Raw genomic sequence first — 18,395 nt, 5'->3', positions numbered from 1 at the left:
TCATCTATAAGTTACAATTAACCAATAGATCCTTCCATTTCGAATTTGATTAATCTATTCATTTCTACCGCATATTCCATTGGTAATTCTTTTGTAAATGGTTCAATGAAGCCCATAACAATCATTTCAGTCGCTTCTTCTTCAGAGATACCACGACTCATTAAATAGAATAATTGTTCTTCTGATACTTTAGAAACTTTAGCTTCGTGTTCTAATGAAATATTATCGTTAAATACCTCATTATATGGAATTGTATCTGAAGTTGATTCATTATCTAAAATTAATGTGTCACATTCGATATTTGAACGCGCACCTTTCGCTTTTCGTCCAAAATGAACAATACCACGATAGATAACTTTACCACCATTTTTAGAAATTGATTTAGAAACAATAGTAGAAGACGTATTTGGTGCTTTATGAATCATTTTTGCACCTGCGTCTTGAACTTGTCCTTTACCTGCAAATGCAATTGATAATGTGCTACCTTTTGCACCTTCACCAAGTAATACACAGTTAGGGTATTTCATCGTCAATTTAGAACCTAAGTTACCGTCAACCCATTCCATATTACCATTCTCATGAACAAATGTACGTTTAGTAACTAAGTTATAAACATTATTTGCCCAGTTTTGAATTGTAGTATAACGTACGTGTGCATCTTTATGAACAATAATTTCAACTACTGCTGAGTGTAGAGAGCTTGTTGTATAAACAGGTGCAGTACAACCTTCTACATAGTTTACTGAAGCACCTTCATCAGCAATGATTAATGTACGTTCAAATTGTCCCATGTTTTCAGAGTTAATACGGAAATAAGCTTGCAATGGTGTATCTAATTTAACGTTTTTAGGTACGTAAATAAATGATCCACCTGACCAAACAGCTGAATTTAATGCCGCGAATTTGTTGTCAGCTGCTGGAATAACTGTTGCAAAATACTCACGGAATAAATCTTCGTTTTCACGTAATGCACTATCAGTGTCTTTGAAGATGATACCTTTTTCTTCTAATTCTTTTTCCATGTTGTGATAAACAACTTCGGATTCATATTGAGCAGATACACCTGCTAAATATTTTTGTTCAGCTTCAGGAATACCTAATTTATCAAATGTACGTTTGATTTCTTCAGGTACTTCATCCCATGAACGTTCAGTATGTTCTGATGGTTTTACGTAGTAAGTAATGTCATCAAAGTCTAATTCTGATAAGTCGCCACCCCATTGAGGCATTGGCATTTTATAGAATAATTTTAAAGCTTTCAAACGGAAATCAAGCATCCATTCAGGTTCATCTTTCATTTTTGAAATTTCTCTAACTATATTTTCAGTTAGACCTCGTTCTGATCTGAAAATGGAAACATCTTCGTCGTGGAAACCATATTTGTAATCCCCAACATCAGGTGCTTTTTTAGCCATTTCAATCACTCCTTATATATATTTAAACGTCATGTGCGAGATTTTTAATTACAAGTATTAAATTGTTATCATATTATAACAACGATTAAGGAAAGTAAAAAGCCAACATGAATGATAATATTCATTATCTAGTTTATGTTTACCCGTTATGTCAGATAGAAACATCTCCAGTTTTATTCTTCTGTAGTTCCTTCTGATTTACCTTCTTTTTCAACTGTCCCTTTTTCGAGCGCTTTCCAAGCTAAAGTGGCACACTTAATACGTGCAGGGAATTGAGAAACACCTTGTAATGCTTCAATGTCTCCCATTTCTTCAGTAATTTCGTAGTCTTCACCTAGCATCATTTTCGTGAATTCTTGACTCATTTGCATTGCTTCAGCTAATGTATGACCTTTTACCGCTTCAGTCATCATTGAAGCACTAGACATAGAGATTGAACAACCTTCACCTTCAAATTTAGCATCATTAATAACGCCATCTTCTATATCAAAGGTAAGTCGAATACGGTCACCACATGTTGGATTATTCATATCAACAGTCATCGAGCCATTGTCTAATACGCCCTTGTTTCTAGGATTTTTATAATGATCCATAATTACAGATCGATAAAGTTGATCTAAATTATTAAAATTCATAAGAGAAAAACTCCTTCGTTTGTTTCAATGCATATACAAATTGGTCGATGTCTTGCTTATTATTGTATACATAAAAGCTTGCTCTGGCAGTTGAAGAAACGCCTAACCATTTCATTAATGGTTGCGCACAATGGTGTCCTGCTCTTACCGCAACACCTTCTGTATCAACAGCAGTTGCAACATCATGCGGATGAATATCAGCTAAATTAAATGTAATGACACCTGCACGTCTATCTTTAGGCGGGCCATAAATGTCTAAACCTTCAATTTCTGATAGTTGTTCGTATGCATACTCTGTTAATTCTTTTTCATGTTGATGGATAGCTTCGAATCCTAATTTTTCAATGTAACGTATGGCTTCGGCTAAACCAATTGCTTGTGCAATTAAAGGTGTTCCTGCTTCGAATTTAGTTGGTAAGTCTGCCCACGTAGCATCATACTTACTTACAAAATCAATCATATCGCCACCAAATTCAACAGGTTCCATGTCTTTAAGTAGATCGCGCTTACCATATAACACACCGATACCTGTAGGTCCTAACATTTTATGACCACTAAAACTATAAAAGTCTGCATCAATATCTTGCATATCTAATGCCATATGTGGCGCTGCTTGTGCACCATCAACACTAATGATAGCACCATGTTGGTGTGCAATTTCTGCTATCGTTTTTACATCATTAATTGTCCCTAATACATTAGAAACATGCGCGATAGCAACAATCTTAGTTTTATCATTAATTGTTGCTTTAATGTCATCGATATTGAGTTCACCTTGATCAGTCATTGGGATGAACTTTAATGATGCCTTTTTACGTTTGGCAAGTTGTTGCCATGGCACGATATTAGCGTGATGCTCCATTTCAGTAACTACAATTTCATCACCTTCTTCAACATGAGCATCACCATAGCTATGCGCAACAATGTTAATAGACGCTGTTGTACCTCGTGTAAAGATGATTTCCTCAAAATATTTTGCATTAATGAAACGTCTTACTGTTTCACGAGCACTTTCATATCCATCTGTAGCTAACGAACCTAATGTATGAACACCTCTGTGTACATTAGAGTTATAGCGCTTATAATAATCATCTAATACATTTAATACTTGAACTGGTGTTTGGCTTGTCGCAGTTGAATCAAGATAAGCTAAACGTTTGCCATTAACTTGTTGCTCTAAAATTGGAAAATCTTTAATAACTTCATTAACGTCAAATGATTGTTCGGCCACTTTATTCACGACCTTTCTTTAATTAAAAATCTCTTATTTGTATGTTTACTTAGATACTTTAAGCTCAATAACTTCTCTTAATTGACGTTTTACGTCTTCAATTGGCAATTCTCTAACAACTGGGTCTAAGAATCCATGGATAACTAAGCGTTCAGCTTCTCTTCTAGAAATACCACGGCTCATTAAGTAGTATAGTTGTTCTGGATCTACACGACCTACAGATGCTGCGTGTCCTGCTTCTACATCATCTTCATCAATTAATAAAATTGGGTTAGCATCTCCTCGTGCATTTTCAGAAAGCATTAATACACGTGATTCTTGGTTAGCAATTGATTTAGTACCACCATGTTTGATGTAGCCAATACCGTTAAATACAGAAGATGCATTTTCTTTCATTACACCATGTTTTAAGATATAGCCATCTGTCTCTTTACCATATTGGACAATTTTAGAAGTTAAATTGATTTTTTGATCGCCAGTACCGACTACAACTGATTTAAGTTCACTTGTTGAACGATCACCCATTAAGTTAGTTGTATTATCAATAATTTGGCTTCCTTCATTCATTAATCCTAAAGCCCAATTAATTGATGCATCCGCTTCAGTAGTACCTCTTCTAATAATATGTCCAGTAAATCCTTTATCTAAATAGTCTACTGAACCATATGTGATATTAGAATTTGCACCTGCGATAACTTCAGAAACGATATTAATTTGATTTCCTTCACCGCTTGCATTTGATAAATAGTTTTCGACATAAGTTACTTCTGCACTTTGCTCAGTAACTATGATGACATGATTATAAAAACTTGTACTTTCATCATCATGTAACACAACATATTGTACCGGATGCTCAACGACTACATTCTTAGGTACGTATACGAATACGCCACCATTCACTAAAGCAGTGTGTAAAGCCGTTAAACGATGTTCATCAACATTTACAGCATCTGTCATATAATATTTTTGAACTAAATCACTATGATTAACAAGTGCTTCTGATAAACCTTCAATAATGACACCATCATTTTTAGCTTGTTCAGAAACTTGTGTATACGCTAAATCATTATTATGTTGAATAACTAAGTTTTCAGTATTTTCAACATCGATAATCTTCTTAACTGATTCAGGTAATTCTTCTAAACTTTGATATACACTACCTTCAGTGTGATGTTGTTTAAAACTATCAAAGTCCCATTTTCTTAATTTTGTTTTATCAGGTTTTGGCATTTCTAAAGTTTCTGTTAATTTCAACGCTTTTTTACGTAATTCTGTCATCCAAGAAGGTTCATTGTGCGCTTTTGAATAATCAACAAGTTGTTCTTCAGAAATGTTCAAAGTTTCAGTTGTCATAACTCTTATCCTCCCACTTGATGAAATAGTATTAATAAGTCAATGTTCAGTTTCATCATTTATACGAACATCTCAACGAGCTTACAATCGATGTATCAATATCGATTATTCAGCTGCACCAAATTCTTCTTTAACCCATTCGTAACCTTCTTCTTCAAGGCGTTTCGCTAACTCTGGTCCACCAGATTTAACTACTTTACCTCCATACATAACATGTACTTTGTCTGGTGTAATATAATTTAATAAACGTTGATAGTGAGTAATCATTAATGCACCGAAATCTTCTCCACGCATTTGATTAATACCTTTAGATACTACTTTTAACGCATCGATATCTAAACCTGAGTCAATTTCATCTAAAATTGCAAATTTAGGTTCTAACATCATCAATTGTAGGATTTCATTACGTTTTTTCTCTCCGCCTGAGAAACCTTCATTTAGATAACGTTGTGCCATATCTTGGTCAATATCTAAGAAATCCATTTCTTTATCCAATTTTTTAATAAATTGCATTAAGTTGATTTCTTGTCCTTCTTCACGTTTAGCATTGATTGCTGAACGCATGAAATCAGCGTTAGTAACACCTGTAATTTCAGAAGGATATTGCATTGCTAAGAATAATCCTGCTTTAGCTCTTTCATCAACTTCTAATTCTAAAATGTTAACACCATCAAGTAACACTTCACCTTGTGTTACCTCATAGCTTGGATGACCCATAATTGCAGATGATAACGTTGATTTACCAGTACCATTTGGTCCCATAATGGCATGAATTTCCCCAGTATTAATTGTTAAATTAACACCTTTTAAAATTTCTTTATCGTCAATAGACACGTGTAGGTCTTTAATTTCTAATGTTGATGACATTTATATTCCCTCCATAAAATATAAAGTTTTCTTAACTAGTTTATAATAATTTTAATCTGTAGTCAAAAAGCCTTTGGAATTTTCAATCCTGTTCATTATAACGTACTTACAGGAGAATATAAACTTTTTAAAACCGTAAATTAGAGTTATTCTTTTCAAAAAACGATTTTCATCTATTGTTTTTAGTTATTTCAAATGATAACGAAATATGCATCTTTCTCAATAGACACTTTTTAGACAAATAGTTGTTTTATTTAACCCAAACCAATGAATTATGTTATTATACACTTTAACCTTTTAGGGTTAAGAAAGGAGACATTAATGAAAAACTTTAAATGGATTAATGTATTAAAAGGTTTTGGTATGGGTACGAGTGATTTAGTACCTGGTGTTAGTGGTGGTACTATAGCACTTTTACTTGGCATTTATGATGGTTTTATTAGTTCCATCAGTGGCTTATTTTCTAGAAGATTTTGGCCTAGTTTGAAATTTTTATTACCTATTATAATAGGAATGCTTTTAGCAATCGGTATATTAAGTAATCTATTTAACTATTTACTTAGTACACATGAAATTCCAACGATGTTCTTTTTTACTGGTTTAATCATCGGTATCATTCCTTACCTTCTTAAAGTGTCACGTTTTAAATCTACTTTCAAAGCAAAGCATTACATTGTAGTTTTGGTTGGCATCGCAATATTAGTGATTATGACTTTACTTAATGGTGGAGACAAGCACACAGGAGAAACATTATCTTTATCTACTAGTCTTATTATTAAATATTATATTGCAGGTATATGCGCTTCTAGTGCAATGCTCTTACCAGGAATCTCTGGTTCATTTATGTTACTTATATTTGGTGCTTATGGTACTGTAATGTTTGCTATATCTGAATTAGTTAAATTTAATTTCAACGCTTTACCCATACTTTTAATTGTAGGTTTAGGTATCCTAACTGGATTCTTAGTTTCAAGTAAATTAATCCAATACTTGTTACATCATCATACAACCATGACATTTGCATTAATTATAGGCTTCGTTATTGGATCTATATTTGCCGTTTATCCAGGTTTACCTCATTCCGCTTTGACATGGATCATTTCAATTGTCACTTTAATTATTGGCTTTATCGTTAGCTATGTCTTAGGACAAATAACTGCTAAAAATGAAGAACAAATATAAAAAGAAAGGCTCTCAAACACTTTGGTGTATGAGAGCCTTTTGATTATTTAATAATTATTCTTTGTTACCTTTTACTTTGTCGATAACGTTATTTACTGCTTCTTTAACTTTACCAGAAGCTTTATCTTCTTTACCTTCTTTTTCAAGGTTTTCATTATCAGTTACGTTACCTACAGTTTCTTTTACATTACCTTTTGCTTGTTCGAATTTATCTTCAGCCATGATGAATTCCTCCTAGAATTTATTTTGTAAGTTATTATGATTAATTTATACCACTATTCGTACTATATAAACATTTATTATCAAAAAATTTATATTAATTGAGTGTTTATTATGAAAATAATGCCTTTTTCATTATGTTATGCTTGCAAGAAAGGAGTGGTTTAATGTTAGTATTGATCATTCATTTATTAGCAACTTTATTAATATTAATATCTTTAATTTTAATTATTAAAAATCAATTCACTAAGCCTAATCATAATTCCATGTTACCTTCTGTACTTCTACTCATTGCTTCATTAATATTGTTATTTTATAACATATTAAAATGAGCTATTGGATAACTATGGATTGAATCAACATTTAAATATACAAAAATCCTCAAGCATTTTCGTCTTGAGGATTTTACTGTTTCAATCATTATTCTGCTGGCACAACGGCACCATCATATTTTTTATTAATGTAGTCTTTAATTTCTTTTGAACGTAAAACTTTCATTAATTCTTTAATTTTCTTATCATCTTTATGTCCATCTTTAACTGCGATTAAGTTAGCATATGGATTATCTTTAGCTTTTTCATATGCGATTGAATCTTTTTTAGGATTTAATTTTTGATCAATAGCATAGTTTGAGTTAATAATCACTGCATCTGCATCTTGTTTTTGATAGATTTTAGGCAAGAATTCTGCTGATTGTTTGTTATTAAATTTGATATCTTTTTTATTTTCAGTGATGTCACTGAATTTTGCATCTTCAATTTTAACACCTTTTTTAATTTTAATTAATCCTTCATCCACGAAGAATTTAAGGAAACGACCTTGTTCTGCAGGGTTGTTAGATACGTATACTGTTGCGCCTTTAGGTAAATCTTTTAAACTTTTGTATTTTTTAGAGTAAACTGCCATTGGTTCTAATTCTACGTCACCAGCTGACTCAATTTTGTATCCTTTTTCTTTACTTTCAGTTTTTAAGTAAGGTGTGTGTTGGAAGAAGTTGGCATCTAATTCACCTTTATCTAATAATTTGTTAGGCGTTGTATAGTCATTGATTGTTTGAATATCTAATTTATAACCTTTTTTCTCTAATAATGGTTTGGCTTTTTCTAGAATTTCTGCGTGTGGTGCAGGTGAAGCTCCGACTTTAATCGTCTTGTCATCATCCTTACCTCCACATGCTGCTAATGCTACGGTTAAAGATAGTAATAATAAAATACCTAAAATTTTCTTCATTGATTTATCCCCTTTTCTTTAGCGTTTATCAATTTTATTTGTAACCCAATCACCAATAAATTGGATGATGAATACAATAATTAAGATGAAAACTGTTGAAACTAAAATAACGTCATTTTGATTTCGAGTGAAACCAGTTAAGTATGCTAAGTTACCTAAACCACCCGCACCAATAACGCCGGCAATTGCTGTAGATCCTACTAATGCAATTGCTGTTACTGTCAAGCCTGATACTAACGCCGGCATTGCTTCAGGTAGTAATACTTTTCTTACTACAGTCCAAGTATTAGCACCCATAGACCATGCTGCTTCAATTACCCCTTTATCTATTTCTTTGAAAGCAATTTCTACTAATCTAGCATAGAATGGCGCTGCACCTATGATTAAGGCAGGCAATGCACCTGTTGGACCACTTATTGTACCTAATACAACACTTGTAAATGGTATTAATAAAAGGATTAAAATGATGAACGGTATCGCTCTAAATAAGTTCACTATAAATGAAACAATTGAATAAAAAATTCTTGCAACTTTCGAATGACTCTTAGCTGATAAAAATAATAAAACACCTAAAATCAATCCAAATATAAAAGCAAATATTGTTGATACAACAGTCATATAAAGTGTTTCAACAATGGCTTGCCAAACTTCTGGCCATTGGACGTTTGGCATTGTAATCATTTCTTGGAGTATTTCTCCAACTGACTTACCCATGTCTTAACACCTCCACATTCACATGTTTCTCATGAAGATTATTTTTGAAATCTTCAAAATTTTCAGAACTTATAAAAGGTATATGGACGACTAAAAATCCTAACGTACCATTTCTTGTATTCTTAATGTCAGCTTCCAAAATGTTGACTTCAATCTGATGTGTTTTCGTAATGTACGATATAATCGGTTGAGTTGTATTTTCACCGTTAAAGTTTAATCGAACTATGTATGCATTGTTATCTAATGGTTCTAATGCATCTAATGACTCTTCAAAATCCTCATTTAAATCATCTTTTACAAATCGTCGTGTTACCTCGTGTTGTGGATTTTCAAATACCTGGCTTACTTGACCTTGTTCTATCACTCGTCCGTTTTCCATAACTGCAACTTCATCACATATTCGGCGAATGACTTGCATTTCATGCGTGATTAACACGATTGTTAAATTTTGTTGCTCACGTATTTTTAATAATAAGTCTAATATTTCATCTGTAGTTTGAGGATCAAGTGCACTCGTTGCTTCATCACAAAGCAATACTGTCGGATCATTGGCTAATGCTCTAGCAATACCCACTCTTTGTTTTTGTCCACCAGACAACTCAGATGGATATGCATTTTCTCGACCTTTCAACCCTACAAGTTCTATTAATTCATTGGCCTTACGTTTAGCTTCTCCTCTACATAAGCCTGCAATTTCTAGTGGGAATGTAATATTTTTAAGAACTGTTCTCGACCATAGTAAATTAAAATGTTGGAAAATCATACTTACTTTTTGGCGTTTCTTACGTAAATCTGACTTCGATAATTGACTTATATTATCTCCATCAATAATAACTTCTCCAGAAGTGGGTGCTTCTAAATTATTAAACATTCTAATTAAAGTACTCTTACCTGCTCCAGAAAAACCAATCACCCCAAAAATGGAACCGGATTGAATGTTTAAATCAACGTGATCTACAGCGAGTACGTCTTTATTTTTCGTATGATATCGTTTCACGATTTGTTTTAACTCAATCACGTTAATGCCTCCTTGTTTATAACTAATACAAATTAAAAAATGCTTCCTCAAAACTTTAGACTGTTTGAGAAAGCATTTTAAAATATCTTTCTCTCATCTTCTAAAGTTTACCTTTATGTGAATTGGCACCATTTCTATATAAGACGGTTGCCGGGCTTCGTAGGGCACATCCCTCCACCTCTCTCGATAAGAGTGTTTGCATGATTTAATTTTATTTAATCCTACCATCACGGTAGAGATTCGTCAATAATTATTTTAAATTTTCTAACAAATAAGGAACAGACCTAAATGCATACAACCTTTTCACTTCTTTATCCTTATTCATTAACATTAATACTGGTACTGACATAATTTGATGTGTTTCACTAAATTTCGGATGAAAGTTCATATCGATTTTCTTAACGGGGAGTTTCAAGATTTCATTTGCTATATCCAACATTCTTTCAGACACTTTACACGTCCCACATGTTGGCGTATACCCGAAAATAAGATGTTTTTCTTCTCCAAAATTTTCTGTCACATCGTCTATTTCTATAGATTTACTCATTCACTAAAACTAACCTTTCAGTTTTTAAATTAGGTATAAGGGATTTCTCTTTCTTGCAATTAAATCCATGTTTGGTAAGTACATGTGCTAAATAATTTTTAGGACAGTTTGCCACTTCGCAAAATGTTTTATCTACAAAAATATGTTCAGACTCACTTAAATATCGTTTGAACCATTTTCTAATTCGATCCCCTTCGTCATCTGAATCAGCTAAGACGAAAACTTGTTTACCATAAAGTGATTCTATCATATCATCGATCTTATCTATACTCATAGTACCATGCGTACAGATAATACTTACCGGTTCTGCGATGACTTGCTGCACTCTTTTTTTATCAGATTTACCTTCAACAATGATTACTTTGTTCACAATAGTCATAAGTATTCACCCTTTAAAAATCGAAAATTAACTATCACTATTCATTTCCACGAGGATTCTGCTTATAAAACATATACTGCAAAAACTTAAAATGAATTAACCATTTTATTACACTGTTAATATCATTTTTACAAATGTCATAAATGTTTTTTAATCTAAGTTCATCAAATTGTATGTACTCTTGCTTATATATATTCCTTGCATTCGGGTCGCCTTTGCTTTCGCAATGGCATAAGTGTTTTCAAAATCTAAAGATTTAAAAAACACTAAAAAAACTCCTTGATACGAGATCGAGGAGTTTACTAATATTATTCGCCAATCATTTCTGAATATTGATCTGCTGATAATAATTCGTCAATTTGGCTTTCGTCGCTAATTTCTACTTTAACCATCCATGCTTTTTCATATGGTGATTCGTTTACAAATTCAGGACTATCTTCTAATTCTTCATTAACTTCAACTACTTTACCAGTAATTGGTGCATATAATTCAGATACAGTTTTTACAGATTCAACACTACCGAAAGTGTCGCCTTCGTTTAATTCATCATCAGTTTCAGGTAATTCAACGAATACGATATCACCTAACTCATTTTGAGCATATTCAGTAATACCAATTGTCGCTACATTTCCTTCAACTTTAACCCATTCGTGTTCTTTAGAGTATTTAAATTCGTTTGGTACTGCCACGATAAATCCCCTCCTAATTTTAAGTACATTTTAATGATGCCATACCCGCAATTATCAATCAACTATTATCTAAAAATTTTAAACCTTAAAATATTCGGGTTTAAAAATGTAAATTGCTATTTTTATAACTTTATTAAAATGAAAGTTCACTTTTTATAATTTGAAACAATCTACTTTTATAACCAAGTATTTTTATATTCTTCTTCTTTAAAGCCTAATGTAATCTTATCACCTAATATAGCTAACGGACGTTTCACTAACATGCCATCTGAAGCAAGTAATTCAAAACGTTCTTCGTCTGATAAGTCATTTAATTTATTTTTTAAATCTAATTCACGATATTTGGCACCGTGCGTATTAAATAATTTTTTAGTATCTACACCAGTTTTATCTACTATTTCTTTAAATTCATTTTTCGTAGGTGTATGTTGAACGATATCAATAGGTTCATAACTTACACCGTATTCATCTAAAAATTTAGCTGCTTTTTTGCAAGTTGTACAATTAGCATATTGGTAAAATTTAATCATCGATTTGCCTCCTTTATCTCTTAAATCCAATATATCATGTTATTTTAGAAAACGCTCTACTTTTTAAGCTTATTTTTTTATTTAAGTATTTCCATCCGTTATAATAAATTTACTAAACTTTTTCAAAGGAGCTTTTATAAATGGAAAGTATTAAAACAACTGAACAATTTAACAACACTGTCCAAAACGATCAACCTGTCATCGTCAAATTCGAAGCAGGCTGGTGCCCTGATTGTAAAGCAATGGATATGTGGATAGACCCTATCGTTGAAAAATATAAAGATTATGAATGGTATACTGTTAATCGTGATGAATTAGAAGATGTAACTGCTGAAAATGATGTTATGGGTATTCCAAGTATTTTAGTATTTAAAAATGGTGAAAAGTTAGCTCATTTACACTCAGCAAACGCTAAATCACCTGAACAAGTAGAATCATTCTTAGACGAAACATTCAATAAATAATATACAAAAATGGTCGAGACACTAATTAAGTATCATAAGTAACCACTTTATGGTTTATGACTTAGTTATGGTCTCGACCTTATTTGATTATAGCTCTATATAATCACTTTAATACTCTGAGATTAAATCTCTATTCTTACGTTTAGCTTTTGTCATTGGTTCTTCTAAATCGGTAAGATATAAGAATCCTGCTAAAATTTCATCATCTTCAATATTTAATGCTTTACGTATTTTAGGTTCAAAAATATATGCAGGCGATTTCCAACATGTACCGATACCCGCTTCATAAAGTAATAACATTAAATTTTGGGCAAATGCACCGAATGCAAAGTAATTTTCTCTATTTTGACGTTGTCTTGGATCAGCTTTCATAATCAACAACAACATACCGCCTAATTTCGTCACTTTATCATAATGATCTGCTCGCTTTTCAGGACTATCTGGGAAAGCAAAGCGTGTAATATCTTCACTCATATTTCCTAATCTATCTTTAGCAACATGTACAACTCGCCAAGGTTCTCTCATACCATGGTTAGGAGCATCGGTAGCTTTTTCTATAGCTTCATATAAAGCATTATCATCGATAGTCATATCGTGTTTAAACTTCTTGACGCTTCTTCTATTTGATATTGCATCTTGTAGTTCCAATCATATCGCTCCTTCTTCGTTCATTGATAATCTTTATCAATTATAAAATATATTTAGGCTTTGTTCAAATTGTCTACTTACTTATTATAGAAATCTATTTGTTTTTTCAATTCTTCTATGTGAATTTGTCCTGGAGCTTGCGGTTCATTTAAACAACCATAGGATACAGTACCACCAAATACGCCCTGTGCCGTGCGACTAACTATGCCAATATCAGACATTGCTATGCCAATAATATGTTGATTTAAAGCATCAGCAGAGTCTTTGACCGCTTCTAATAGATGTAATACATCTTTTTCGTCATTTGGCATGACAGCCACTTTTAAATAGTCTGCTTCAAATTGATGCATTTTATAATAAGTGAATTTTAATTCTTCTAATGACGGTGTTTCATTAAAATTATGATGTGATAGTACCACTTGAATGCCTTTTTGATGTGCCTTATTTATGAATGATAAATAAGTATTTTTATCTTTTTTGTCATCCCATTCAATGTCTAACATCTCATATCCTGATTCATTAATAAGCTTTTGAATCACATTTTGATATTCCATTTCATTCACATGACCCTTACCTCCTTGGGAATTAGATCTATATGTGATTAATACTTTAAATTCAAATGGCAATTCCTTTAACTCATTGATAACTTGTTTAACTCCTGTAACATCAGTCCATTGATCTATCCTTAATTCAATAATATCAATACTATCTTGATAGAACTCTAAATCTTTAAACAAATCACTTATCGTTGCATCTTCAGGCGCAATCGTTACGGCTATATCTACCTTGCTCATATCAATCCCTCATTTCATTCAATACATCATTTATTTTTTATTATTTTAAACCAAATCATATCAAACCGCCATAAAGCGCGATTGCTTAGTACATCTTAGAAAAAGATTTATATATGATTGAGATAAATATTTGCGGGTATAAAAATAATATATACAAAATATAGGAGGTAATCATATATGGCAGTTCAATATGAAACTAAAGCAACAAACGTTGGTGGACGTAAAGGACACGTTCAAACTGATGATAATGCGATAAATGTAGATGTATTACCACCTCAACAAGCAGATGGTAAAGCAACAAATCCTGAGCAACTATTTGCTGCAGGTTATGCATCATGCTTTAATGGTGCTTTTGATTTAATCTTAAAACAAAACAAAGTACGTGATGCAGAACCAGAAGTAACTCTTACAGTAAGATTAGAAGATGATCCAGACGCTGAAAGTCCAAAATTAAGCGTAGATATTGATGCAAAAGTGAAGAATGTATTATCTCAAGAAGATGCAGAAAAATATCTTCAAGACGCACATGACTTTTGCCCATATTCTAAAGCAACACGCGGTAATATCGATGTTAATTTAAATGTTAAAGTAGAAGACTAAATAAAAATAGCGTTTAAAAGATTGAATACGAAAGGCACGTTCTTAGTTGAACGTGCCTATTTTTATATTAACTCTTTAAGTAATTTCCCCCATCCTACCAATAATTTTGGTATACTGAATATATAATATATGCAAACAAGTAATTAAATAATTATTTTATCAAAGTTGTTAAAAGTGTTTTTGGCTGTTTTTAAATTATTATTGAAAGTTTTTATTAAATATTTTATTATGTAATTAATTAGCCACTTCAAATTAATCAACCCTTTGAATCAGGAGGTCACTATGAACAACATACGTACATTAACCCTAGATGATTTAGCATCATATAAAACACTTTTATCAGGGGAACACCACACATATTCATGGGATCGCTATTATTTGGATCACGTATCCGACGATGCTTTGACAAAAATTTTATCTTCAGAAACTAGTCATATCAATGTTTTTGGTGCTTTTGGAGATGATGTTCTAGTTGCAACTGCAACATTGAGACAAAGTAAATATGTAGGCAAACAACACAAAGCAATCATCTTAAATAACTTTGTAAAAGATAATGACGAAGTAATTAACAGAGAATTAATCAATTATATTATTCATTATGCGGATCAAAAGAACTTAGAAACGATACTTACATCCGTTACTTCTAGTAACATCAGTGCTAAAGTATTTTTTAGTTCTCTAGGATTTGAAAATCTTGGTTTTGAGAAAAATGCTAGTAAAATTGGTGACGAATACTTTGATGAACATTGGTTATCTTATGATTTGAGAAATAGCTAATATTTGCGTTTGATTAAAAAGTATAAATGAACAATGCACACACTATTCATTTAAATATTTAAAACAGATTCACGCTATAAGATACATTTAAAGCTCAACATTGCCAAAATTGCAACGTCGAGCTTATTTTTATATAGTAGGATCGATCAATTCAATAAAATTAAATTGTCCATCTTGATATTCAAATTTTAAAATATGACAATTTCCTATGTCATACGAACTGCCCTCTTCATAACCCAAGCACTTTCTAATGAAAAGTCCTATAGTGCTACCGTGACTTACAGCTAACGTTGTTTTACCACTATGATGTTCCATAATATCAGTTAGCGTATCTGTCATACGTTGTTCTACTTGTAAACGTGACTCTCCACCGAAAGGAACTACATAATCTCCATAAAGCGTTTTAGGCTGTTTGATTTTCTTAAGTAATTCAATACTCTCTCCCTCAAATACACCAAAATGCCATTCTTTTAAACCTTTTAACCGAACTTATTTTTGTTGATGGTTAGGTACAGCATTCTCAAGTGTATCACACGCTCTTTCCTGAAAAGATGTAAATAAGTCATCAAATTCAATCTTATTATTCTTAAAATAACGAGCAGCGGCTTGAGCTTGTTCAATTCCACGGTCTGTTAAGGGGGAATCACTTGCCCCTTGAATTTTACCTTTTAAATTAAAAACTGTTTGACCATGTCTCATTAAATATAAAATCTTTGTCAATTTTCACACCTCTACTAAACTACTATTCACAATTCATTCGATTACAACGAGTTGTTTATCTAATACCATTAAATCACTACTAAAGCCGTTAGTAAATCAACAATATATTGATAAATTAACTGTTTAATAGGGTTTGGCTAACCATAAAAAGGGTATAACTTAACACTAGATTTACATTTGTTAAAGGAGTGTTAAATAAAATGGAGTCTCATGATTACAATTATGTGAACCCGCAAAATGTATCACTTGATTGGGAATGTTTTATTGTTAGTAAGAGTGATATGTTATTAGACGGCGTACCAAATGAGCTCATTAACACCTGGTTAGATAACGACATCATAAAGCCGTTTAGTATCAAAAATAATGATATTAATTTTAAAACGAAAGACGTTTGGCATGCTTTAAACCAACAAAATTGGTATTACTTAAGTTAGTTGATATAAACTAATCGCTCTATTGGTGCTTTCAATAAGTTGAGGGTCCTTATAATTAGATAACACATACGATCGAATAACATACTTATTTTTCTCATCTTTTGGGAATTTGTGATCTTTATTAATATAGTTAGCTAAACTTCCAAATGGTGTATCATCATTAATAAAACCTATAATAAAATCATAAAATGTCATATCACTTACCCCCTTATCTTAATCTATAGCTGATTTGTATTTAATCTTATCAGAAAACTCGAGATTGTAAATGTGCAAAATTCAATTTTGCACATTTTTTATTAATTTTTAATATTTCTTCAATTAATTTCTCATTTTTTATTCACATTTAATCGATAGTTATATCATTTCTATATTTACCAAATCTCAATTAATGATATGATAAGAATAAGAGTTTTAAAATCAAAGATGCATTTTCCAGAGGTGAAGCACCTATGAAACGATACATTTTACATGCAATCAATATCATTTTAACGATATTACTTATTATTTTTAATGTGATTATTACTTATAATACAAACCTAGACGAAACCTTATGGTTAGTGCCTGGATTAATTGTATGCGGTTTGATTATGATGATTAGCTTTACTATTGCTATTACCATTAAGGACTTATTAAGTGAAGTTCTTTTCTTTATTAATATTATTCTTACACTGTATTACATTTATCCAATTTTTTATGATTTTCTTTAAAGAGATAGGAGGTTAAAAAATGAGCTTGCATTTTACAATTCTCTTTTGGCTTTCAGTTATATTTATCATAGCTGGCGCAATCATTCTAGCTATCATGCTTAAAACTAAAAAAGAATCTAAGAAGGAATCTTATCTTGGTTTCACCATTGTATTCTTCATTTTTGGATTAGCAATGTTGATTTATACATTGTTATTCGGACTCTAGTCCTGAAAAAATACGTTCAGTTGCCTTGTAGCTGAACGTTTTATTTTAATACTATATTAATTTTTATGTATTTTACATTTATAAAGGAGCCTTTAATCATTGTATAAAAAGTTCGTATACATATTAATTTTTACTATAATCCTCAATATATGCTTGACCTTATCACCTTTGCATAGCAATATTGCTAATGCCGAAGATACTTCTATGTCCAAATCAAAACAAGACTTCCAACTGCAACCTGGAGATATCATTATAACTAAAGGTCCTGTCTTATTCGGCTTTTTTGGTCATTCAAGCATTGCCATTGATCATGATACCGTATTGCAAATTGAAGGCCCTGGTGACAAACCTATCACTGAATCATTTGAATCATTTAAATCAAGATTTGGTGAAGGTAAAGATGACTGGATTAAAATATATCGTTGCGCTAAGCCTGGTGCCGGTATAAAAGCTGCTCAATGGACTAAAGATAACTACGAAAATACTGATCATAGATATTTAGTAACATTAAATCTTAAAAGTAAACATTTCACTTACTGCACAAAAATTATCTACCAAGCCTATAAAGAAGGTGTAAGACAAAATGCAGTAACCGACCACGGTATGTATATCATTTCACCTTATGCACTTAAAGATAACTTTACAGACGAATACCATTTAAAATTAGTGAAAACATATTAAAACGCCCTACTCTATTTAAGTCATTTTACAAATGATGAGTAAGGCGTTTTTTTCATGCGATTAGACTTCTTTAAAATAATTAACAAACTGGTCATTTTTTTCTAATAAATCAAGATAAGATATCGCCCCAAATGGAATAATTCTTGTGCAATTCTTCATAGGATAAATAATGACCTCATGTTCATAATCAACGTGGATATCGTTTTCTAAAATGACACGTTTATTCCCAAATACTACCGCAACTGCTTTGAAACCATCGTCATTTAAATATCGTCTTAATAATTCTTTATCCATATCATCACATCCCTTTAACTACATATTACCACGTTAACATTAAGAAATTGTTAATATTTAGC

General features: G+C 31.7%; 25 protein-coding genes, 1 pseudogene and 1 riboswitch. Of the genes and pseudogenes, 8 read left to right on the top strand and 18 right to left on the bottom strand.

From position 1 onward, the window contains the following. Window positions 1–17: 17 nt before the first annotated feature. The 5 genes from sufB to sufC form a co-directional block, all read right to left on the bottom strand. A complete protein-coding gene (gene sufB / locus ACJQQZ_RS01620; RefSeq protein ID WP_002450844.1) occupies window positions 18–1,415 on the bottom strand; it encodes a Fe-S cluster assembly protein SufB in 1,398 nt (465 codons plus the stop codon). Window positions 1,416–1,588: 173 nt separating this feature from the next. Then, window positions 1,589–2,050: a Fe-S cluster assembly sulfur transfer protein SufU gene (sufU, locus tag ACJQQZ_RS01615; RefSeq protein ID WP_002450845.1), complete on the bottom strand. Its 462-nt coding sequence runs from the start codon at window positions 2,048–2,050 to the stop codon at window positions 1,589–1,591. Beyond that, window positions 2,040–3,290, bottom strand: a complete 1,251-nt coding sequence (locus ACJQQZ_RS01610) for a cysteine desulfurase (RefSeq protein ID WP_171970113.1) — start codon at window positions 3,288–3,290, stop codon at window positions 2,040–2,042. Before ACJQQZ_RS01610 ends, sufU begins: the two co-directional genes overlap by 11 nt. Before the next feature lie 36 nt (window positions 3,291–3,326). After that, complete coding sequence (sufD, locus tag ACJQQZ_RS01605; RefSeq protein WP_124228468.1) at window positions 3,327–4,634, bottom strand: Fe-S cluster assembly protein SufD; 1,308 nt, start codon at window positions 4,632–4,634, stop codon at window positions 3,327–3,329. Window positions 4,635–4,739: 105 nt separating this feature from the next. Beyond that, complete coding sequence (gene sufC / locus ACJQQZ_RS01600) at window positions 4,740–5,501, bottom strand: Fe-S cluster assembly ATPase SufC (RefSeq protein ID WP_002450848.1); 762 nt, start codon at window positions 5,499–5,501, stop codon at window positions 4,740–4,742. Window positions 5,502–5,822: 321 nt separating this feature from the next. Here sufC and popT point away from each other — a divergent pair, with 321 nt between their 5' ends. After that, the gene (gene popT, locus ACJQQZ_RS01595; RefSeq protein ID WP_075778054.1) at window positions 5,823–6,683 is read left to right on the top strand and encodes a polyprenyl-phosphate transporter PopT; all 861 of its coding nucleotides are present in this window, start codon (window positions 5,823–5,825) and stop codon (window positions 6,681–6,683) included. Between the two features lie 54 nt (window positions 6,684–6,737). Here popT and ACJQQZ_RS01590 read toward each other — a convergent pair whose 3' ends face one another. From ACJQQZ_RS01590 to ACJQQZ_RS01555, 8 genes are all read right to left on the bottom strand, one after another. Continuing rightward, window positions 6,738–6,908: a CsbD family protein gene (locus ACJQQZ_RS01590; protein WP_171001918.1), complete on the bottom strand. Its 171-nt coding sequence runs from the start codon at window positions 6,906–6,908 to the stop codon at window positions 6,738–6,740. 414 nt (window positions 6,909–7,322) lie between these two features. Continuing rightward, complete coding sequence (locus tag ACJQQZ_RS01585; protein WP_002467439.1) at window positions 7,323–8,132, bottom strand: MetQ/NlpA family ABC transporter substrate-binding protein; 810 nt, start codon at window positions 8,130–8,132, stop codon at window positions 7,323–7,325. An 18-nt stretch (window positions 8,133–8,150) separates the two neighbouring features. Beyond that, window positions 8,151–8,846, bottom strand: coding sequence for a methionine ABC transporter permease (locus ACJQQZ_RS01580; RefSeq protein WP_002450853.1), 696 nt, complete (start codon window positions 8,844–8,846; stop codon window positions 8,151–8,153). Then, window positions 8,839–9,864 carry a methionine ABC transporter ATP-binding protein gene (locus ACJQQZ_RS01575; RefSeq protein WP_124228469.1) on the bottom strand — a complete coding sequence of 342 codons (1,026 nt, stop codon included), beginning with the start codon at window positions 9,862–9,864 and terminating at the stop codon, window positions 8,839–8,841. Before ACJQQZ_RS01575 ends, ACJQQZ_RS01580 begins: the two co-directional genes overlap by 8 nt. A 90-nt stretch (window positions 9,865–9,954) precedes the next feature. Continuing rightward, window positions 9,955–10,057, bottom strand: a riboswitch (SAM riboswitch). A 57-nt stretch (window positions 10,058–10,114) separates the two neighbouring features. Further along, the gene (locus ACJQQZ_RS01570) at window positions 10,115–10,411 is read right to left on the bottom strand and encodes a thioredoxin family protein (protein ID WP_002450855.1); all 297 of its coding nucleotides are present in this window, start codon (window positions 10,409–10,411) and stop codon (window positions 10,115–10,117) included. Further along, window positions 10,404–10,790 (bottom strand): toprim domain-containing protein, encoded by a 387-nt coding sequence (locus ACJQQZ_RS01565; protein ID WP_002450856.1) that lies wholly within the window; start codon window positions 10,788–10,790, stop codon window positions 10,404–10,406. The genes ACJQQZ_RS01570 and ACJQQZ_RS01565 overlap by 8 nt, the downstream gene beginning before the upstream one ends. Window positions 10,791–11,098: 308 nt before the next feature. Beyond that, a complete protein-coding gene (gcvH, locus tag ACJQQZ_RS01560) occupies window positions 11,099–11,479 on the bottom strand; it encodes a glycine cleavage system protein GcvH (RefSeq protein WP_002450857.1) in 381 nt (126 codons plus the stop codon). A gap of 176 nt (window positions 11,480–11,655) precedes the next feature. Continuing rightward, window positions 11,656–12,009: an arsenate reductase family protein gene (locus tag ACJQQZ_RS01555; protein ID WP_002450858.1), complete on the bottom strand. Its 354-nt coding sequence runs from the start codon at window positions 12,007–12,009 to the stop codon at window positions 11,656–11,658. Between the two features lie 140 nt (window positions 12,010–12,149). On the opposite strand from ACJQQZ_RS01555, the gene ACJQQZ_RS01550 reads away from it, so the two are divergent. After that, window positions 12,150–12,473: a thioredoxin family protein gene (locus ACJQQZ_RS01550; RefSeq protein WP_002450859.1), complete on the top strand. Its 324-nt coding sequence runs from the start codon at window positions 12,150–12,152 to the stop codon at window positions 12,471–12,473. 108 nt (window positions 12,474–12,581) lie between these two features. Here the strand turns inward: ACJQQZ_RS01550 and ACJQQZ_RS01545 are convergent, their stop codons facing one another. Next, window positions 12,582–13,121, bottom strand: coding sequence for a nitroreductase family protein (locus ACJQQZ_RS01545; RefSeq protein WP_002465937.1), 540 nt, complete (start codon window positions 13,119–13,121; stop codon window positions 12,582–12,584). A gap of 77 nt (window positions 13,122–13,198) precedes the next feature. Continuing rightward, window positions 13,199–13,915 carry a type I 3-dehydroquinate dehydratase gene (aroD, locus tag ACJQQZ_RS01540; RefSeq protein ID WP_002450861.1) on the bottom strand — a complete coding sequence of 239 codons (717 nt, stop codon included), beginning with the start codon at window positions 13,913–13,915 and terminating at the stop codon, window positions 13,199–13,201. A gap of 177 nt (window positions 13,916–14,092) precedes the next feature. Between aroD and ACJQQZ_RS01535 the strand changes: the two genes are divergently transcribed. Both ACJQQZ_RS01535 and ACJQQZ_RS01530 read left to right on the top strand, forming a co-directional pair. Continuing rightward, window positions 14,093–14,515 (top strand): organic hydroperoxide resistance protein, encoded by a 423-nt coding sequence (locus ACJQQZ_RS01535; RefSeq protein WP_002450862.1) that lies wholly within the window; start codon window positions 14,093–14,095, stop codon window positions 14,513–14,515. A gap of 282 nt (window positions 14,516–14,797) precedes the next feature. Continuing rightward, the gene (locus ACJQQZ_RS01530) at window positions 14,798–15,292 is read left to right on the top strand and encodes a GNAT family N-acetyltransferase (RefSeq protein WP_124228471.1); all 495 of its coding nucleotides are present in this window, start codon (window positions 14,798–14,800) and stop codon (window positions 15,290–15,292) included. A 129-nt stretch (window positions 15,293–15,421) separates the two neighbouring features. Here ACJQQZ_RS01530 and ACJQQZ_RS01525 read toward each other — a convergent pair. Next, window positions 15,422–16,012 (bottom strand): annotated as a pseudogene (locus tag ACJQQZ_RS01525) (histidine phosphatase family protein). Between the two features lie 200 nt (window positions 16,013–16,212). Between ACJQQZ_RS01525 and ACJQQZ_RS01520 the strand changes: the two are divergent. Further along, window positions 16,213–16,446, top strand: coding sequence for a hypothetical protein (locus tag ACJQQZ_RS01520; RefSeq protein WP_002450865.1), 234 nt, complete (start codon window positions 16,213–16,215; stop codon window positions 16,444–16,446). On the opposite strand, the gene ACJQQZ_RS01515 is transcribed toward ACJQQZ_RS01520, so the two are convergent. After that, window positions 16,438–16,641 carry a sterile alpha motif-like domain-containing protein gene (locus ACJQQZ_RS01515; protein ID WP_002450866.1) on the bottom strand — a complete coding sequence of 68 codons (204 nt, stop codon included), beginning with the start codon at window positions 16,639–16,641 and terminating at the stop codon, window positions 16,438–16,440. The genes ACJQQZ_RS01520 and ACJQQZ_RS01515 overlap by 9 nt on opposite strands. A 254-nt stretch (window positions 16,642–16,895) precedes the next feature. On the opposite strand from ACJQQZ_RS01515, the gene tsaA reads away from it, so the two are divergent. The 3 genes from tsaA (at window position 16,896) to lnsA (ending at window position 18,039) form a co-directional block, all read left to right on the top strand. Further along, complete coding sequence (gene tsaA, locus ACJQQZ_RS01510; RefSeq protein ID WP_002450867.1) at window positions 16,896–17,153, top strand: type II toxin-antitoxin system antitoxin TsaA; 258 nt, start codon at window positions 16,896–16,898, stop codon at window positions 17,151–17,153. Between the two features lie 19 nt (window positions 17,154–17,172). Further along, the gene (gene tsaT / locus ACJQQZ_RS01505) at window positions 17,173–17,358 is read left to right on the top strand and encodes a type II toxin-antitoxin system toxin TsaT (RefSeq protein ID WP_124228472.1); all 186 of its coding nucleotides are present in this window, start codon (window positions 17,173–17,175) and stop codon (window positions 17,356–17,358) included. Window positions 17,359–17,457: 99 nt separating this feature from the next. Then, window positions 17,458–18,039, top strand: a complete 582-nt coding sequence (gene lnsA, locus ACJQQZ_RS01500) for a lipoprotein N-acylation protein LnsA (RefSeq protein WP_124228473.1) — start codon at window positions 17,458–17,460, stop codon at window positions 18,037–18,039. Window positions 18,040–18,099: 60 nt separating this feature from the next. Here the strand turns inward: lnsA and ACJQQZ_RS01495 are convergent, their stop codons facing one another. Beyond that, on the bottom strand, window positions 18,100–18,333 hold the full coding sequence (locus tag ACJQQZ_RS01495; protein WP_002450870.1) for a hypothetical protein: 234 nt from the start codon (window positions 18,331–18,333) through the stop codon (window positions 18,100–18,102). Window positions 18,334–18,395: the final 62 nt, after the last annotated feature.

The sequence above is a fragment of the Staphylococcus sp. KUGN1 genome, assembly GCF_045984185.1.
GTDB classification, from domain to species: Bacteria; Bacillota; Bacilli; order Staphylococcales; family Staphylococcaceae; genus Staphylococcus; species Staphylococcus warneri_A.
This window is presented reverse-complemented; position numbering and strand designations above follow the sequence as displayed.

Bases quoted from the DNA above. Each gene is read 5' to 3' on its own strand.
- ACJQQZ_RS01495 (WP_002450870.1), bottom strand. From the start codon at position 18,333: ATGGATAAAGAATTATTAAGACGATATTTAAATGACGATGGTTTCAAA.
- ACJQQZ_RS01555 (WP_002450858.1), bottom strand. From the start codon at position 12,009: ATGATTAAATTTTACCAATATGCTAATTGTACAACTTGCAAAAAAGCA.
- ACJQQZ_RS01580 (WP_002450853.1), bottom strand. From the start codon at position 8,846: ATGGGTAAGTCAGTTGGAGAAATACTCCAAGAAATGATTACAATGCCA.
- sufU (WP_002450845.1), bottom strand. From the start codon at position 2,050: ATGAATTTTAATAATTTAGATCAACTTTATCGATCTGTAATTATGGAT.
- ACJQQZ_RS01550 (WP_002450859.1), top strand. From the start codon at position 12,150: ATGGAAAGTATTAAAACAACTGAACAATTTAACAACACTGTCCAAAAC.
- ACJQQZ_RS01585 (WP_002467439.1), bottom strand. From the start codon at position 8,132: ATGAAGAAAATTTTAGGTATTTTATTATTACTATCTTTAACCGTAGCA.
- ACJQQZ_RS01570 (WP_002450855.1), bottom strand. From the start codon at position 10,411: ATGAGTAAATCTATAGAAATAGACGATGTGACAGAAAATTTTGGAGAA.
- sufC (WP_002450848.1), bottom strand. From the start codon at position 5,501: ATGTCATCAACATTAGAAATTAAAGACCTACACGTGTCTATTGACGAT.
- ACJQQZ_RS01565 (WP_002450856.1), bottom strand. From the start codon at position 10,790: ATGACTATTGTGAACAAAGTAATCATTGTTGAAGGTAAATCTGATAAA.
- sufB (WP_002450844.1), bottom strand. From the start codon at position 1,415: ATGGCTAAAAAAGCACCTGATGTTGGGGATTACAAATATGGTTTCCAC.
- ACJQQZ_RS01515 (WP_002450866.1), bottom strand. From the start codon at position 16,641: ATGACATTTTATGATTTTATTATAGGTTTTATTAATGATGATACACCA.
- ACJQQZ_RS01530 (WP_124228471.1), top strand. From the start codon at position 14,798: ATGAACAACATACGTACATTAACCCTAGATGATTTAGCATCATATAAA.
- tsaA (WP_002450867.1), top strand. From the start codon at position 16,896: ATGAAACGATACATTTTACATGCAATCAATATCATTTTAACGATATTA.
- ACJQQZ_RS01520 (WP_002450865.1), top strand. From the start codon at position 16,213: ATGGAGTCTCATGATTACAATTATGTGAACCCGCAAAATGTATCACTT.
- popT (WP_075778054.1), top strand. From the start codon at position 5,823: ATGAAAAACTTTAAATGGATTAATGTATTAAAAGGTTTTGGTATGGGT.
- aroD (WP_002450861.1), bottom strand. From the start codon at position 13,915: ATGAGCAAGGTAGATATAGCCGTAACGATTGCGCCTGAAGATGCAACG.
- ACJQQZ_RS01535 (WP_002450862.1), top strand. From the start codon at position 14,093: ATGGCAGTTCAATATGAAACTAAAGCAACAAACGTTGGTGGACGTAAA.
- tsaT (WP_124228472.1), top strand. From the start codon at position 17,173: ATGAGCTTGCATTTTACAATTCTCTTTTGGCTTTCAGTTATATTTATC.
- sufD (WP_124228468.1), bottom strand. From the start codon at position 4,634: ATGACAACTGAAACTTTGAACATTTCTGAAGAACAACTTGTTGATTAT.